Below are 14,164 nucleotides of genomic sequence, written 5' to 3'. Positions count from 1 at the left end.
CGATCACCGTGCTGATGGAAATCATCGGCGACCTGCTGCCCAAGGGCGTGCTCAACGTGGTGCAGGGCTTCGGTCGCGAGGCCGGCGAGGCGCTGGCCACCAGCAAGCGCATCGCCAAGATCGCCTTCACCGGTTCCACCCCGGTGGGCTCGCACATCCTCAAGTGCGCCGCCGAGAACATCATCCCGAGCACCGTCGAGCTGGGCGGCAAGTCGCCGAACATCTTCTTCGAAGACATCATGCAGGCCGAGCCGGCCTTCATCGAGAAGGCCGCCGAAGGCCTGGTGCTGGCGTTCTTCAACCAGGGCGAGGTGTGCACCTGCCCGTCGCGCGCGCTGGTCCAGGAGTCGATCTACGACAACTTCATGGCTGCGGTGATGAAGAAGATCGGCCAGATCAAGCGCGGCAACCCGCTGGACACCGAGACCATGGTCGGCGCGCAGGCGTCCGACCAGCAGTTCGAGAAGATCCTCTCCTACTTCGACGTGGCCCGCGCCGAAGGCGCCGAGATCCTCACCGGTGGCGGTGCGGAGAAGCTCGAGGGCAGCCTGTCCAGCGGCTACTACATCCAGCCGACCCTGCTCAAGGGCACCAACGACATGCGCGTGTTCCAGGAGGAAATCTTCGGCCCGGTGGTCAGCGTGACCACCTTCAAGGACGAAGCCGAAGCCCTGGCGATCGCCAACGACACCGAGTTCGGCCTGGGCGCCGGCGTGTGGACCCGCGACATCAACCGCGCCTACCGCATGGGCCGCGGCATCAAGGCCGGTCGCGTGTGGACCAACTGCTACCACCTGTCCCCGGCGCACGCCGCCTTCGGTGGCTACAAGAAGTCCGGCGTCGGCCGCGAGACCCACAAGATGATGCTCGACCACTACCAGCAGACCAAGAACCTGCTGATCAGCTACGACATCCAGCCGCTGGGCTTCTTCTGATCTGCCATAAATGATTCCATCCACATGACGCCCGGTCTGCGTTGGCAGGCTGGGCGGGGAAAGGGGCCTTGCGCATGTCCACACAACAATCCCACATCGTTTCCCACGCCCAGGGCGTGGAAACGGAAAGCGTCGATGCCGACTACTTCGCCCACCGTCAGCTCAAGCAGGGCGCGGCCGGCTGGGTGCTGCTGATCGGCCTCGGCGTCGCCTACGTGATCTCCGGCGACTACGCCGGCTGGAACTTCGGCCTGGCCCAGGGCGGCTGGGGCGGCATGTTCGTCGCCACCCTGCTGATGGCCACCATGTACCTGTGCAAGTGCTTCTCGCTGGCCGAACTGTCGTCGATGATCCCCACCGCCGGTGGCGGCTACGGCTTCACCCGCACCGCCTTCGGCCCGTGGGGCGGTTTCCTCACCGGCACGGCGATCCTCATCGAGTACGCCATCGCCCCGGCGGCCATCGCCTGCTTCATCGGCGCCTACTGCGAGTCGCTGTTCGGCGTCGGCGGCTGGATGATCTACCTGGCCTTCTACGTGGTGTTCATCGGCATCCATGTGCTCGGTGCCGGCGAGGCGCTCAAGCTGATGTTCGCCATCACCGCGGTGGCGGCCATCGCCCTCGGCGTGTTCATCGTCGCGATGGTGCCGCACTTCGACGCCGCCAACCTGTTCGACATCCCGGTCGGCGAGGCCGCCGGCGCCAGCGCCTTCCTGCCGTTCGGCTACGTCGGCATCTGGGCGGCGATTCCCTACGCCATGTGGTTCTTCCTCGCCGTCGAGGGCGTGCCGCTGGCCGCCGAGGAAACCAAGAATCCCAAGCGCGACCTGCCGCGCGGGCTGATCGGCGCCATGCTGGTGCTGCTGGCCTTCGCCAGCCTGATCCTGCTGGTCGGACCCGGTGCCGCCGGCGCCAAGGCGCTGATGGGCTCCGGCAACCCGCTGGTCGAGGCGCTGGAGGCGGCCTACCAGGGTTCGACCTGGATGAGCCAGTTCGTCAACCTGGTCGGTCTGGCCGGGCTGATCGCCAGCTTCTTCTCGATCATCTACGCCTATTCGCGGCAGATCTTCGCCCTGTCGCGCGCCGGCTACCTGCCGCGCGGCCTGTCGGTGACTAACCGCAACAAGGCGCCGGTGGCTGCGCTGGTGGTGCCGGGGATCGTCGGCTTCGGCCTGTCGCTGACCGGCCAGGGCGACCTGCTGATCCTGGTGGCGGTGTTCGGCGCGACCCTGTCCTACGTGCTGATGATGGCCGCACACATCACCCTGCGCCTGCGTCGTCCGGAGATGCCGCGTCCGTACCGCACCCCCGGCGGCATCGTCACCTCGTCGGTGGCCATGCTGCTGGCGGCGGTGGCGCTGGTCGCCGGCTTCCTGGTCGACCCGCGGGTGGTGATCGGCGCCGCGGCGATCTATGCCTTGTTCATCGCCTACTTCGCCCTGTACAGCCGCCACCACCTGGTGTCCGGCACGCCCGAGGAAGAGTTCGCGGCGATCCAGGCCGCCGAGAAAGCCCTGCGCTAACGCTTGAAGGAGACGGCGGCCGCCAGCCGGCGGTCGCCGCGAGGAGAACGAACAGATGGCTCAATTCGTCCACACCGTCGGCGGCCAGACCTGGCGCTTCGACAGCCTGCGCGAGCTGATGGCCAAGGCCACCCCGGCGCGCTCCGGCGACTACCTGGCCGGGGTCGCCGCGGGCAGCGCCGCCGAGCGGGTGGCGGCGCAGATGGCGCTGGCCGAGGTGCCGCTCAAGCACTTCCTCATCGAGGCGCTGATTCCCTACGAAGAGGACGAGGTCACCCGGCTTATCATCGACAGCCACGACGCCCTGGCCTTCGCCCCGGTCAGCCACCTCACCGTCGGCGGCCTGCGCGACTGGCTGCTCGGCGATGCGGCCGACGAGGCGGCACTGGCCGCCCTTGCCCCCGGCCTGACCCCGGAGATGGCCGCCGCGGTATCGAAGATCATGCGCGTGCAGGACCTGATCCTGGTGGCGCAGAAGATCCGCGTGGTCACCCGCTTTCGCAACACCCTGGGCCTGCGCGGGCGCATGTCGACCCGCCTGCAGCCCAACCACCCGACCGACGATCCGGCCGGCATCGCCGCCAGCACCCTCGACGGCCTGCTCTACGGCAACGGCGACGCGATGATCGGCATCAACCCGGCCACCGACAGCATGGGCTCGATCTGCACCCTGCTGGAGATGCTCGATGCGGTGATCCAGCGCTACGAGATCCCCACCCAGTCCTGCGTGCTGACCCACGTCACCAGCTCGATCGCCGCCATCGAGCGCGGCGCGCCGCTCGACCTGGTGTTCCAGTCGATCGCCGGCACCGAGGCGGCCAACGCCAGCTTCGGCATCAACCTCAAGGTGCTGCAGGAAGGCTACGAGGCCGGCCTCAGCCTCAAGCGCGGCACCCTCGGCAACAACCTGATGTACTTCGAGACCGGCCAGGGCAGCGCGCTGTCGGCCAACGCCCACCACGGCGTCGACCAGCAGACCTGCGAGACCCGCGCCTACGCGGTGGCCCGCCACTTCAAGCCGTTCCTGGTCAACACCGTGGTCGGCTTCATCGGCCCGGAGTACCTGTACAACGGCAAGCAGATCATCCGCGCCGGTCTCGAGGACCACTTCTGCGGCAAGCTGCTCGGCGTGCCGATGGGCTGCGACATCTGCTACACCAACCATGCCGAGGCCGACCAGGACGACATGGACATGCTGCTGACCCTGCTCGGCGCGGCGGGGATCAACTTCATCATGGGCATCCCCGGCTCCGACGACGTGATGCTCAACTACCAGACCACCTCGTTCCACGATGCGCTGTACGCCCGCCAGGTGCTCGGCCTGCGCGCCGCGCCGGAGTTCGAGGACTGGCTGGCGCGCATGGGCATCCTGCACCAGCAGGGCGGCCGTGTGCGCCTGGGCGACGAGCTGCCGCCGGCGTTCCGCCAGGCGCTGGCGCAGTTGTCGTAACCACCGATTGCGAGGTCACCGATGTCCGACAAATCCCCCGCCACCGAGAACCCCTGGCAGCAGCTGCGTGGCCTGACCCCGGCGCGCATCGCCCTCGGCCGCGCCGGCACCAGCCTGCCGACTGCCGCGCAGCTCGATTTCCAGTTCGCCCACGCCCAGGCCCGCGACGCCGTGCATACCCCGCTCGACGTCGCGGCGCTGGCCGAATCGCTCGGCTCGCTCGGTTTCGACTGCCTGCACCTGCGCAGCGCCGCCAGGGACCGCGACACCTACCTGCAGCGCCCCGACCTCGGTCGGCGCCTGCACGCCGACTCCGCGCAGCTCCTGCGCGAGCATGCGGCCACGCACGGCGGCGGCTGCGATCTGGCCATCGTCATCGCCGACGGCCTGTCCGCGCTGGCGGTGCAGCGCCACAGCCTGCCGTTTCTCGACCGCCTGCTTGAGCAGGTGCAGGCCGAAGGCTGGACGCTGGCGCCGGTGAGCCTGGTCGAACAGGGCCGGGTGGCGGTGGCCGACGAGGTGGGCGAGCTGCTCGGCGCGAAGATGACGGTGATCCTGATCGGCGAGCGCCCCGGCCTCAGCTCGCCGGACAGCCTCGGTCTGTACTTCACCTGGGGGCCGAAGGTCGGCCTGACCGACGCCTACCGCAACTGCATCTCCAACGTGCGCCTGGAAGGCCTCAGCTACGGCATGGCCGCCTTCCGCCTGCTGTACCTGATGCGCGAAGCCTGCCGCCGCCAGCTGTCGGGGGTGGACCTCAAGGACGAGGCCGAGGTGCCGAGCCTGGACGGCGGCGGCAAGGGCAATTTCCTGCTGGAAGGCGGGCGCTGAGCAGCGCCCTTCAGGCTTGTTTATCGCTCTCCAGCAACCGGCGCAGCGCCTGCAGGTCGCGCATGACCCAGTCGCCGTCGGCGGCGAAGCGTGCCTCGTCCATGTCCGGCTGGCGGAACAGGGTGAGCGACACCTCGCAGCCGTCACCGTTGGCCACCACGCGCAAGGGCACATAGATGACACGGCCATCGTCCAGCTGGACCCAGTGATCGGCGACGCCGTAGGTATTGGCCGGGCTGAAGCGGATCAGCAGCGGCCCCTGGGGCGTCGCGGCCAGCCATTCGCTGCCGTCCGCGGCGCCGAGGGCGCTGTCCGCTCGCGGCGTCAGGCCGCTGGCCAGGCCACTGGCCCAGCGCGGGAAGTTGTGCGGCTCGGCGAGGAAGTCCGCCACCTGGCGCAGCGGCCGGTCGATGCCGATGGTGAGGATACGAGCCGGATGGATCATGCGCGGGTTCGCCACGCCGACGACGTCGCACAGGATGGGATCTGCTGCATGGTGTGGGCCCCGCGCTGCTGGTTTTGTAACCTATCCAGTCTAGACCGCGGCGGCGGGCGCGGGGCCGAGCGGTGGTCGCCGGCAAACGATGGCGGACGTATGATGTGCTTCCCATGCCGGCGCACGGTGCGCGCGGACATTGCCCTTGATGTGGTGGGTGAGGTGGGTACGATGAATCTGAATGCCGATTTCGAACAGCGTGTGGTGCTGCACACCGCCACTGCGCGTTGGCAGGACTCGCCGCAGCCGGGCGTGCAGCGTATCCCGCTGGACCGTGTCGGTGACGAGGTGGCGCGCGCCACCAGCCTGGTGCGGTTCATCCCCGGCAGTAGTTTTCCCGAACATGTGCACGGCGGTGGCGAGGAAATCCTGGTGCTGGACGGCGTGTTCAGCGACGAGTCCGGCGACTATCCGGCCGGCAGCTACCTGCGCAATCCGCCGGGCAGCCGGCACACTCCGGGCTCGGCCGAGGGCTGCACCCTGCTGGTCAAGCTCTGGCAGTTCGCCCCCGACGACCATACCGAGCTGCGTCTGGATACCAGGCGCCTGCCCTGGCATTCCGCCGGCGAGGTCGAGGGACTGGCGCTGCTGTCGTTGCACGAACACGGCAGCGAGCAGGTGGCGCTGCTGCGGCTGCAGCCGGGCACCCGCTGTCAGGCGCAGAGTTTTCCGGGCGGCGAGGAGCTGTTCGTGCTGGAAGGCGGGCTGAGCGACGAGGCCGGCGACTATCCGGCCGGCACCTGGCTGCGCAACCCGCGCGGCAGCCGCTACCGCCGCCATTCCGCCGAAGGCGCCTTGCTCTACGTGAAGACCGGCCATATCGGCGCGCCGACCTGCTGGGACGCGGCGGGGGATGGCGCGCGTCCAGCCGGTCGGCTTCGCCCGGCTTGCCCGCAGCAGGGCTGAGCCGCACGCAGCGGCGAAGCTGTTGCGATGCGCCGCTTGAGGCTCGCCGACCTGCGGGCGGGAGGGGCTGCTGAGCCAGGTGCTGGCCTTACGGCGGTAGGGGCAGGGCGGTCCCGGGGATCTGCAGGTACTCGAACACGCGTTGCGTGCGGGGCGAGGCGCTCAGGACATCGAGCAGCAAGGGGATGTTGATGCCGACGCCGATGAAGGGGTGCCGTTCGGTTTCGTCGAAGAACTCCCGGTCGTCCTTGGCATAGCCGCGGGTGCCGTAACCCACCAGCAGATCGAAGTGCCCGAGCGTCGAGTCCTGCACGCCCCAGGCGCGCAGGGGAAAGGCGAGCATCCAGCGTGAGCCGGAATAGTCGGTGGTGATGTCGTTCTGCTTGCCGTGGCGCATTGCGGGTGAGGGGAAGTACTCCCAGCGAAACTGCACGCGTGCCCGCCATGTGGGATTGCGCAGGCGCAGATACTCCAGCCCGACGCCGGCCATGTTGGCGATCTGGTCCTCCCAGCTGAAGCCGTGGTCGGGCGAGAAGCCGTCGCCCACTTCCACCGAGGTGGTCAGCAACAGGCCACTGAGCGCACCGAAGCGTGCCGCCTCGGCCTCGTCGTAGCCCCAGTGGCGATAGAGGCTGCTGGCGAGCGCGGTGGTCACCGCGCCCGTGTAGGCGTGCCCGAGCTTGTCGGCACCGCCGCTGTCGGTGTCGCGGCCGAACCAGCCTTCACTCTCGCTCCTGAACTCGGACTCTCCCCAGTCCCAGGTGGCGAAGCCGTAGGCCGTGACACCGCCGACGATGCCCAGGTTGAGTGCCTTGGCCTTGCGCTCGCGGGTCCAGTAGTTCGGCGTTTCCAGGGTTCGTGCACCGCTCTCGTCGGGCGTCGCGGCCAGTACTGCGGTGGTCGTGCCGGCTTGGGTTGCCAGCAGGCAGGCGAGGATCCAGGGAGACGCAGACGATGCAGGCAACACGGTTCATCCACTTGGCAAGGCGTGGTTGGGGCGGCATGGATCTGGCGCGGGGCGCAACCAAAGCGTAGTCGAGGTGGATGGCGAAGGACAAAGGGTCAGACAGCAGGAAATCCGCTTGGGGCGGGCTTCCTGCTGTGGGCGGGAGAGGTGGACGTGAAGCGATCCGCGCTGGGCGGTTGCCGAGCGGCGGGTTGGTTCAGAGCACGCCGAACACCTTCTTCGCCAGGCTGGTTGCCGCGCCGGCCGGGTTCTCGCGGATGCTGGCTTCCTGGTTGGCGATCACTTCGAACAGGCCGTCGAGCGCCTGCTCGGCTACGTAGCCTTCGAGGTTGGCGCTCTTGGCGTCGACCACGCCGAAGCTGGCGGCGGTGCCGGCGAAGGCGTTGTACTGCTGGGCCAGGCCGACCTTGTCGGTGGCCTGCTTGACGATGGGCAGGAAGCGCGCGCGGATCTGCTCGCGGCTGGTGCGGTTCAGGTACTGGGTCGCCGCATCCGGCGGGCCGCTGAGGATGCCCTTGGCGTCGCTGATGGTCATCTTCTTCACCGCGTCCAGCAGCAGCGCCTGCGCCTCCGGCACCGCCGCCTCGGCGGCCTTGTTCATGGTCAGTTCGAGCTGCTCGACCTGAGCGCCCATGCCCATCATCTTCATGGTGCGGGCAACCTTGCCGAGGTTGCCCGGCAGGCCGATGCGCACCTCGGGGTCGTCGCTGAAGCCGCCAGGCTTGCCGAGCTGCTGCACGGCGATCTTCGCGCCCTGACTGAGGGCGTCCTTGAGACCGCCGCTGGCGTCCTGCTGGCTGAGGTCGCTGAGGGAAAGCGCGAAGGCATTGACGGTCAGCAGGAGACCGGCGAACAGGGCGGTGAGGCGGCGCATGGGGGCTATCCAGTGGCAGGAAGTGAAATTCATCTTAGCAGGCACCTGCCAGCGCAGCCGCGACGCCCCGCGCAATCCCCCGGTGTGAGCCGCGCGACGTGTGGCGCGCGAGGCTCAGGCGGGCGCAGTGGAGCACTCGGCGGCAGGCGCGGGACGAAACGGCGCCACGAAGCGCTTGAGGCGCAGGGCGTTGCCGAGCACGAACACGCTGGACAGGGCCATGGCGCCGGCGGCGAAGATCGGCGACAGCAGCATGCCGTTGAGCGGGTAGAGCAGGCCGGCGGCCAGCGGGATCAGTGCGGTGTTGTAGGCGAAGGCCCAGAACAGGTTCTGGCGGATGTTGCCCAGGGTCGCCTTGGACAGGGCGATGGCGTTGGGCACGCCGCCCAGGTCGCCGGACATCAGCACCACGTCGGCGGCCTCGATGGCGATGTCGGTGCCGCCACCGATGGCCAGGCCGACATCCGCGGCGGCCAGCGCCGGTGCATCGTTGATGCCGTCGCCGACGTAGGCCAGGCGGCCATGCTCGGCCTTGAGACGTTCGACCGCGGCCACCTTGCCGTCCGGCAGCACCTCGGCGACCACCTCGTCGATGCCCAACTGGCGGGCGATGGCCTCGGCGGTGCGGCGGTTGTCGCCGGTGATCATCGCCACCTTGAGGCCGAGCGCGTGCAGGGCGCGGATCGCCGCCGGGGTGCCGTCCTTGATCGGGTCGGCCACCGCGAGCATGGCCGCCAGGCGACCGTCGAGGGCCGCGTACAGCGGGGTCTTGGCCTCGTCGCCGAGGCGCCGGGCGTCGGCGGCGAAGACTTCCACATCGAGGCCCAGCCGGGCCATGAAGCGGTCGGCGCCGATCTCCACGCGGGTGCCGTCCACCGTCGCGCGCACGCCGTAGCCGGTGACCGCCGCGAAGTGCTCCAGCTGGCCGAGGGCGAGGCCTTGCGCCTGCGCCGCGGCGACGATGGCGCGGGCGATGGGGTGCTCCGACTTGTCTTCGACGGCGGCCACCTTGCCCAGCACGATGTCGCGCGCGAAGCCGGGCGCGACGAGCAGGTCGGTCAGTTCGGGCCTGCCGCGGGTCAGCGTGCCGGTCTTGTCCACCGCCACCACCCGGGCGTCCTTGAGCAGCTGCAGCGCCTCGCCCTTGCGGAACAGCACGCCCAGCTCGGCGGCGCGGCCGGTGCCGACCATGATCGAGGTCGGCGTGGCCAGGCCCATGGCGCAGGGGCAGGCGATGATCAGCACGGCCACCGCGTTGACCAGGGCGAAGGTCAGAGCCGGCTGAGGGCCGAAGACCATCCACACGGCGAAGGTCAGCAGCGCGGCAAGCATCACCGCCGGCACGAACCACAGGGTGACCCGGTCGACCAGCGCCTGGATCGGCAGCTTGGCGCCCTGCGCCTGCTCGACCATGCGGATGATCTGCGCCAGCACGGTGTCGCTGCCGATGCGGGTGGCGCGCAGAGTCAGCGCGCCGTTCTGGTTGACGGTGCCGCCGACCACGGCGACGCCGGGAAACTTTTCCACCGGCACCGGTTCGCCGCTGATCATCGACTCGTCGACGAAGCTGCTGCCTTCGACCACCTCGCCGTCCACCGGCAGGCGCTCGCCGGGGCGCACCTCGACCAGCTCGCCGCTGCGCACCTCCTCGATGGCCACTTCCAGCGTCTGGCCGGAGCGGCGCACGCGGGCGGTCTTCGCCTGCAGGCCGATCAGGCGCCTGATCGCCTCCGAGGTGCGCCCCTTGGCGCGCGCCTCGAGGAAGCGGCCGAGCAGGATCAGGGTGACGATCACCGCCGCCGCCTCGTAGTAGACATTGACCGTGCCGGCCGGCAACAGGCCGGGGGCGAAGGTGGCGACCAGCGAATAGAGGTAGGCGGCGCTGGTGCCGACCGCGACCAGCGAGTTCATGTCCGGCACGGCGCGCAGCAGGGCCGGGACGCCGATGCGGAAGAAGCGCAGGCCGGGGCCGAACAGCACCAGCGTGGTCAGCACGCCCTGCACCACCCAGTTGGCCTGCTGGCCGAGGGTGTGCTGGATCAGGTGGTGCAGGGCGGGAATCAGGTGGGCGCCCATCTCCAGCAGGAACACCGGCAGGGTGAAGACGGCGGCCCAGCCCAGTGCGCGCTTGAGCGCGGCCCGTTCGGCGGCGCGGCGCGTCTCGTCAGCGTCCTCGGCGCTGCGCGCGCCGCTGTCGAGACGCGCCTCGTAGCCGGCACGCTCGATGGCGCGGACCAGCTCGCCGGCCGCCACGCCGCGCAGCACGCGGACCTGGGCGCGTTCGCTGGCGAGGTTGACGCTGGCGGCGAGCACCCCGGGCACCTTGCCCAGGGCGCGCTCGACGCGGCCGACGCAGGAGGCGCAGGTCATGCCGGCGACGCTCAGGTCGAGGCTTTCCTCGGCCACCGCGTAGCCGGCCTGGTGGATCGCGGCGATGGCGGCGGGGACATCCGGCGGACCGGCGAAGGCAACCTCCGCTCGCTCGGTGGCCAGGTTGACGTGCGCTGCGCTGACCCCCGGCACGGCCTGCAGCGCGCGCTCGACGCGGCGGACACAGGAGGCGCAGGTCATGCCGTCGATGGCGAGGCTGAGCGGCGCGGCGGCGTCCTGGCTGCGGGTGGGGCTGGGGGTATCCATGTCTGCCTCCTGGTGCGGGGTTGCGCCGTGAAGTCGCGGCTTGCCGACCACCCTAAGGCTTGCCGCGGTGGCAAGGTCAAGCGGGTGGTGCTTCAGTCTCCCGGCTGGCGCTGGGCGTGCTGGCACACCTGCACGATGCGTTCGGCCGGCACGCGCAGCTGCTTGAGCAGGTAGTGGGCAAAGTCCGCGCTATAGGGCTGGCGGGCGATGGCCCTTTCCATGCACAGCAGCCAGGCCTCGCTGTCGGCCGCGCCGATGGGCCAGCGGGCGTGGAACTGCGGGATGACGATGCTGCCGTATTTCTCGGCGTACAGCTTCGGGCCGCCCAGCCAGCCGCAGAGAAAGCGCGTGAGCTTGTCGCGTGCCGGGGCTAGGTCTTGCGGGTGCATGCCGCGGATGGTCGCGGCCTCGCTGGACTCCTCCATGATCCGGTAGAAGTCGTCGACCAGGCGCTGGATGCCCTCTACGCCGCCGGCGGCCTGGAACGAGGCATCGCCGACGCCAAATACGGGTTGTGTGCTGGCTGACATGCTGGCGGTCCTGAATAGACGAATGCGGTTGATGATGCCAGAGCCGGTGCCGGCGTCGCAAAACGGCAGGGGCTTGGCGAGGAGGCCGGCGACGGCGCGGGAGGCTGGTCTGCACGGCCGCTGCGGGAAATGGCGGGCACAAAAAAACCGGCGCAAGGGCCGGTTTTTCTGGGTTTCCGCAACATGCAGGGCATGCGGGAAACAGTGTCTGGAGCGGGCGATGGGAATCGAACCCACGGCTCTAGCTTGGGAAGCTAGGGTATTACCATTATACGACGCCCGCTTGGCAGGCCGTCTTTTTACCAGAAGATGCGCCTGGGGTGAAGTGCGTTTTATGCCGAAGCGGCATTAATCGCCCGGCCCGTTCAGCAACAGGCGATTTCCTCGCTGCGCAGCGGGCGGTACTGGCCGGGTTGCAGGGCCGGGTCGAGGCGGATCGGACCGATGCTTTCGCGGTGCAGGGCGGTGACCCGGTTGCGGAAGTGGCCGAACATGCGCTTGACCTGATGGTAGCGGCCCTCGGTCAGGGTCAGGCGGGCGAGGCAACTGCCGAGGAGCTCCAGGTGGGCGGGTTGGGTGGTGAGGTCCTCGAAGGCGAAGTAGATGCCGCGGGCGAAGGTTGCCACGTATTCGGGGCCGATCGGCTCGGCGGTTTCCACCTGGTAGACCTTGGGCAACTTGCTGCCCGGCAGGGTCAGGCGGCGCGACCACTGGCCGTCGTTGGTCAGCAGGAGCAGGCCGGTGGTGTTGCCGTCGAGGCGTCCGGCGATGTGCAGGTCCGCGCGCTCGCTCTCTGGCAGCAGGTCGAGCACGGTGCGGTGCTGCGGATCACGGGTGGCGCTGACGACGCCTGCGGGCTTGTGCAGCATCAGGTAGCGCGCCGGGTAGCCTGGCTGCAGCAGCCGCTCGTCCAGTTCGATGCGATTGAAGTCGTTGACCGCGCGGCGGCCGTCGCCAACCACCTGGCCGTCGACCCGCACCCGGCCGGCGAGCAGCAGGTGGCGGACATCCTGGCGGTTGAATTCGGGATGCTTGCTGAGGAAGCGGTCCAGGCGCATGGTGGGGCTCTTGTTCGGTGGGTGGCCGGCGGGGAAAGTGCAGGCTACCTGTCGGTTTGGTGACTGGATTGGCAAAGCTGGCCGGGTGCCATGCTACCGGTCGATGAACCAAATGCCGATAATAGCGGTCTTGTATTTAAACCAACCAACTGAATTGCAGGAGCTTACATGCGCGGTCTCTCCGTGTTGATGCTGGGGCTGGTGGTCGTGCTGGCAGGTTGCAGCGTGCGTGTGCCGGGAGTGAGTGCCGATGTGGGTGACGGCGTGCATGTCGACATCGGTGGCGGCGGCGGTGGCCATGGTGGCGGTCGCTTCTGCCCGCCGGGCCAGGCCAAGAAGGGCAACTGCTGATAGCCGCTGCCGCAGATCTGCAACGGGGCGCCTTGGCGCCCCGTTGTGCTTTTGGCCATTGAATTCGGCGTGCCCGCTTTGAACTCCGGGGACGACTGCGAATCTCAATAGGCAGGATAACGGCTGCAGAGGAGCCGATCATGCGTGGTCTTGCCGTATTGCTGTTGGGGATGGTGCTCGGACTGTCGGGGTGTGTGATTTACGACGATGACCATGACCATGGCTACCGGGGTGGGCATGGCCATTGGGATGGCGGTGATCGCCACCACCGTCATTGGGAAGGGCGTGATTATCGCCATGATCGCTGGGATGGTCGCCGCAAGCATGACCGGGATGACCGCCACGATGGCCGCCGTCGTCACCACGACCGCGATGACTGACCGCGACTTGCCGAGCCCCCGGGCTCGGTAGATTCCGGGCTTGGGATGTTCGACAGCGGGGCGCCTTGGCGCCCCGTTGTGCTTTCCGGCCTCGAGCTTATTCAGTGATCGCGGAGGTCGGCCAGCGGGTGCTCGCCTTCCCAGGTCGGGGCGAAGTGGGCCTCGATGGCGGCGGCGGGGATGGCGGCCACGTCCGGCCAGTGCCAGCGCGGCTGGTTGTCCTTGTCGATCAAACGTGCGCGCACGCCTTCGGCGAATTCCGGGTGGCGGCAGCAGTTCAGGCTCATCGCGTACTCCATGCGGAACACGTCGGCCAGCGAGAGATAGGGCGCGCGACGCAGCTGCTCCCAGACCAGATGGGCGGTGAGCGGGCAGCCGGCAGCCAGGGTCGCACCGGCGCGGGCCAGCAGCGGGTCGCTGTCGTCCTTGAGCGCAGTCAGCGCCTGCCAGGCCGCCGGCAGGTCGCTGACGTCGAGCAGGCGGTCGATGCGTTCGCGCCGCGGCAGCAGCTGGGCGCTGGGCAGCTGTGCCAGCGCCTCGTTTTCCAGCGCCTGCAGCAGGCTGTGCAGCTGGCTGTCGGCCTGCGCGCTCCAGTTCAGCTGGACCAGGCCGTGCAGCAGGGCGTCCTGCTGGCCGTCGAGCAGGAAGCGGTCGGCCAGGTCGAGATCGAGGGCGTCGCGGGCGTTGAGCTGGCAGGCGCTGAGGCCGAGGAACAGGCCGAGGCGGCCGAGCAGGCGGTTGAGAAACCAGCTGGCGCCGACGTCCGGGTACAGGCCGATGTTGATTTCCGGCATGGCCAGGCGGCTCGAGGGTGTGACGATGCGCAGGCTGGCGCTCTGCATCAGACCCAGGCCGCCGCCCATCACGTAGCCGTGGCCCCAGCACAGCAGCGGCTTGCGGTAGTGGTGCAGGCGCTGGTACAGGCGGTATTCGTCGGCGAAGAAGCGCCGCGCCAGCGGCGGCACCTCTCCGGGGTGGGCGCAGCAGGCTTCGGCCAGGTGGCGGACATCGCCGCCGGCGCTGAAGGCCTTGCCGCCGCGGGCGCGTAGCACCACGCAGGCGATCTCGGCATCGTCCTGCCAGGCATGCAGGCGATGGTCGAGGGCCTCGATCATCGGCAGCGACACGGCGTTGAGGCTCTTCTCGGCATCCAGGGTGGCGATGCCGATGCGATAGCCGTGACGGCTGGGGCGCTCTTCGAAAATCACATTCATTGCAGCGTCTCC

The 14,164-nt window shown here is 69.0% G+C and carries 14 protein-coding genes and 1 tRNA gene; 7 read left to right on the top strand and 8 right to left on the bottom strand.

Annotation, left to right across the window (positions count from 1 at the left end; genetic code table 11):
* The 4 genes from BM297_RS18010 to eutC all read left to right on the top strand — a co-directional run.
* Window positions 1-935: aldehyde dehydrogenase family protein (locus BM297_RS18010; protein ID WP_139231081.1), on the top strand; the 935-nt coding region annotated here is incomplete at its 5' end.
* A gap of 74 nt (window positions 936-1,009) precedes the next feature.
* Window positions 1,010-2,458, top strand: coding sequence for an ethanolamine permease (eat, locus tag BM297_RS18005; protein ID WP_092434114.1), 1,449 nt, complete (start codon window positions 1,010-1,012; stop codon window positions 2,456-2,458).
* 55 nt (window positions 2,459-2,513) lie between these two features.
* A complete protein-coding gene (locus tag BM297_RS18000; protein WP_092434110.1) occupies window positions 2,514-3,908 on the top strand; it encodes an ethanolamine ammonia-lyase subunit EutB in 1,395 nt (464 codons plus the stop codon).
* Window positions 3,909-3,929: 21 nt separating this feature from the next.
* Window positions 3,930-4,739, top strand: a complete 810-nt coding sequence (eutC, locus tag BM297_RS17995) for an ethanolamine ammonia-lyase subunit EutC (protein WP_092434108.1) — start codon at window positions 3,930-3,932, stop codon at window positions 4,737-4,739.
* 10 nt (window positions 4,740-4,749) lie between these two features.
* Here eutC and BM297_RS17990 read toward each other — a convergent pair whose 3' ends face one another.
* The gene (locus tag BM297_RS17990; protein WP_092434137.1) at window positions 4,750-5,184 is read right to left on the bottom strand and encodes an SRPBCC family protein; all 435 of its coding nucleotides are present in this window, start codon (window positions 5,182-5,184) and stop codon (window positions 4,750-4,752) included.
* Between the two features lie 222 nt (window positions 5,185-5,406).
* Between BM297_RS17990 and BM297_RS17985 the strand changes: the two genes are divergently transcribed.
* Window positions 5,407-6,141, top strand: a complete 735-nt coding sequence (locus BM297_RS17985) for a cupin domain-containing protein (RefSeq protein ID WP_092434105.1) — start codon at window positions 5,407-5,409, stop codon at window positions 6,139-6,141.
* A gap of 88 nt (window positions 6,142-6,229) precedes the next feature.
* On the opposite strand, the gene BM297_RS17980 is transcribed toward BM297_RS17985, so the two are convergent.
* From BM297_RS17980 to BM297_RS17955, 6 genes are all read right to left on the bottom strand, one after another.
* Window positions 6,230-7,105 (bottom strand): DUF2279 domain-containing protein, encoded by an 876-nt coding sequence (locus tag BM297_RS17980; RefSeq protein WP_175526685.1) that lies wholly within the window; start codon window positions 7,103-7,105, stop codon window positions 6,230-6,232.
* Between the two features lie 199 nt (window positions 7,106-7,304).
* Window positions 7,305-7,982: a DUF4197 domain-containing protein gene (locus tag BM297_RS17975; protein WP_092434099.1), complete on the bottom strand. Its 678-nt coding sequence runs from the start codon at window positions 7,980-7,982 to the stop codon at window positions 7,305-7,307.
* Between the two features lie 114 nt (window positions 7,983-8,096).
* Window positions 8,097-10,619 carry a heavy metal translocating P-type ATPase gene (locus BM297_RS17970; protein ID WP_245768294.1) on the bottom strand — a complete coding sequence of 841 codons (2,523 nt, stop codon included), beginning with the start codon at window positions 10,617-10,619 and terminating at the stop codon, window positions 8,097-8,099.
* 92 nt (window positions 10,620-10,711) lie between these two features.
* A complete protein-coding gene (locus BM297_RS17965) occupies window positions 10,712-11,149 on the bottom strand; it encodes a group II truncated hemoglobin (protein ID WP_092434097.1) in 438 nt (145 codons plus the stop codon).
* Between the two features lie 209 nt (window positions 11,150-11,358).
* Window positions 11,359-11,432, bottom strand: a tRNA-Gly gene (locus tag BM297_RS17960).
* 82 nt (window positions 11,433-11,514) lie between these two features.
* Complete coding sequence (locus BM297_RS17955; protein WP_092434095.1) at window positions 11,515-12,207, bottom strand: pseudouridine synthase; 693 nt, start codon at window positions 12,205-12,207, stop codon at window positions 11,515-11,517.
* A gap of 168 nt (window positions 12,208-12,375) precedes the next feature.
* Between BM297_RS17955 and BM297_RS17950 the strand changes: the two genes are divergently transcribed.
* Window positions 12,376-12,558, top strand: a complete 183-nt coding sequence (locus tag BM297_RS17950) for a hypothetical protein (RefSeq protein WP_092434091.1) — start codon at window positions 12,376-12,378, stop codon at window positions 12,556-12,558.
* Window positions 12,559-12,698: 140 nt separating this feature from the next.
* Window positions 12,699-12,938, top strand: a complete 240-nt coding sequence (locus tag BM297_RS17945) for a hypothetical protein (protein ID WP_092434088.1) — start codon at window positions 12,699-12,701, stop codon at window positions 12,936-12,938.
* Between the two features lie 101 nt (window positions 12,939-13,039).
* Here the strand turns inward: BM297_RS17945 and BM297_RS17940 are convergent, their stop codons facing one another.
* Complete coding sequence (locus tag BM297_RS17940; RefSeq protein ID WP_092434085.1) at window positions 13,040-14,152, bottom strand: enoyl-CoA hydratase/isomerase family protein; 1,113 nt, start codon at window positions 14,150-14,152, stop codon at window positions 13,040-13,042.
* Window positions 14,153-14,164 lie beyond the last annotated feature (12 nt).

Origin of the sequence: Geopseudomonas sagittaria (assembly GCF_900115715.1) — a bacterium.
Lineage (GTDB): Bacteria > Pseudomonadota > Gammaproteobacteria > Pseudomonadales > Pseudomonadaceae > Geopseudomonas > Geopseudomonas sagittaria.
Note: the sequence above shows the minus strand (reverse complement) of the source record. Positions and strands in the feature narration are given on the sequence as shown.

Excerpts from the sequence above, each read along its gene's own strand:
- BM297_RS17975 (WP_092434099.1), bottom strand. The coding sequence starts at position 7,982 with ATGCGCCGCCTCACCGCCCTGTTCGCCGGTCTCCTGCTGACCGTCAAT.
- BM297_RS17940 (WP_092434085.1), bottom strand. The coding sequence starts at position 14,152 with ATGAATGTGATTTTCGAAGAGCGCCCCAGCCGTCACGGCTATCGCATC.
- BM297_RS17970 (WP_245768294.1), bottom strand. The coding sequence starts at position 10,619 with ATGGATACCCCCAGCCCCACCCGCAGCCAGGACGCCGCCGCGCCGCTC.
- BM297_RS17990 (WP_092434137.1), bottom strand. The coding sequence starts at position 5,184 with ATGATCCATCCGGCTCGTATCCTCACCATCGGCATCGACCGGCCGCTG.
- BM297_RS17950 (WP_092434091.1), top strand. The coding sequence starts at position 12,376 with ATGCGCGGTCTCTCCGTGTTGATGCTGGGGCTGGTGGTCGTGCTGGCA.
- BM297_RS18000 (WP_092434110.1), top strand. The coding sequence starts at position 2,514 with ATGGCTCAATTCGTCCACACCGTCGGCGGCCAGACCTGGCGCTTCGAC.
- eat (WP_092434114.1), top strand. The coding sequence starts at position 1,010 with ATGTCCACACAACAATCCCACATCGTTTCCCACGCCCAGGGCGTGGAA.
- BM297_RS17945 (WP_092434088.1), top strand. The coding sequence starts at position 12,699 with ATGCGTGGTCTTGCCGTATTGCTGTTGGGGATGGTGCTCGGACTGTCG.
- BM297_RS17985 (WP_092434105.1), top strand. The coding sequence starts at position 5,407 with ATGAATCTGAATGCCGATTTCGAACAGCGTGTGGTGCTGCACACCGCC.
- BM297_RS17965 (WP_092434097.1), bottom strand. The coding sequence starts at position 11,149 with ATGTCAGCCAGCACACAACCCGTATTTGGCGTCGGCGATGCCTCGTTC.
- eutC (WP_092434108.1), top strand. The coding sequence starts at position 3,930 with ATGTCCGACAAATCCCCCGCCACCGAGAACCCCTGGCAGCAGCTGCGT.
- BM297_RS17955 (WP_092434095.1), bottom strand. The coding sequence starts at position 12,207 with ATGCGCCTGGACCGCTTCCTCAGCAAGCATCCCGAATTCAACCGCCAG.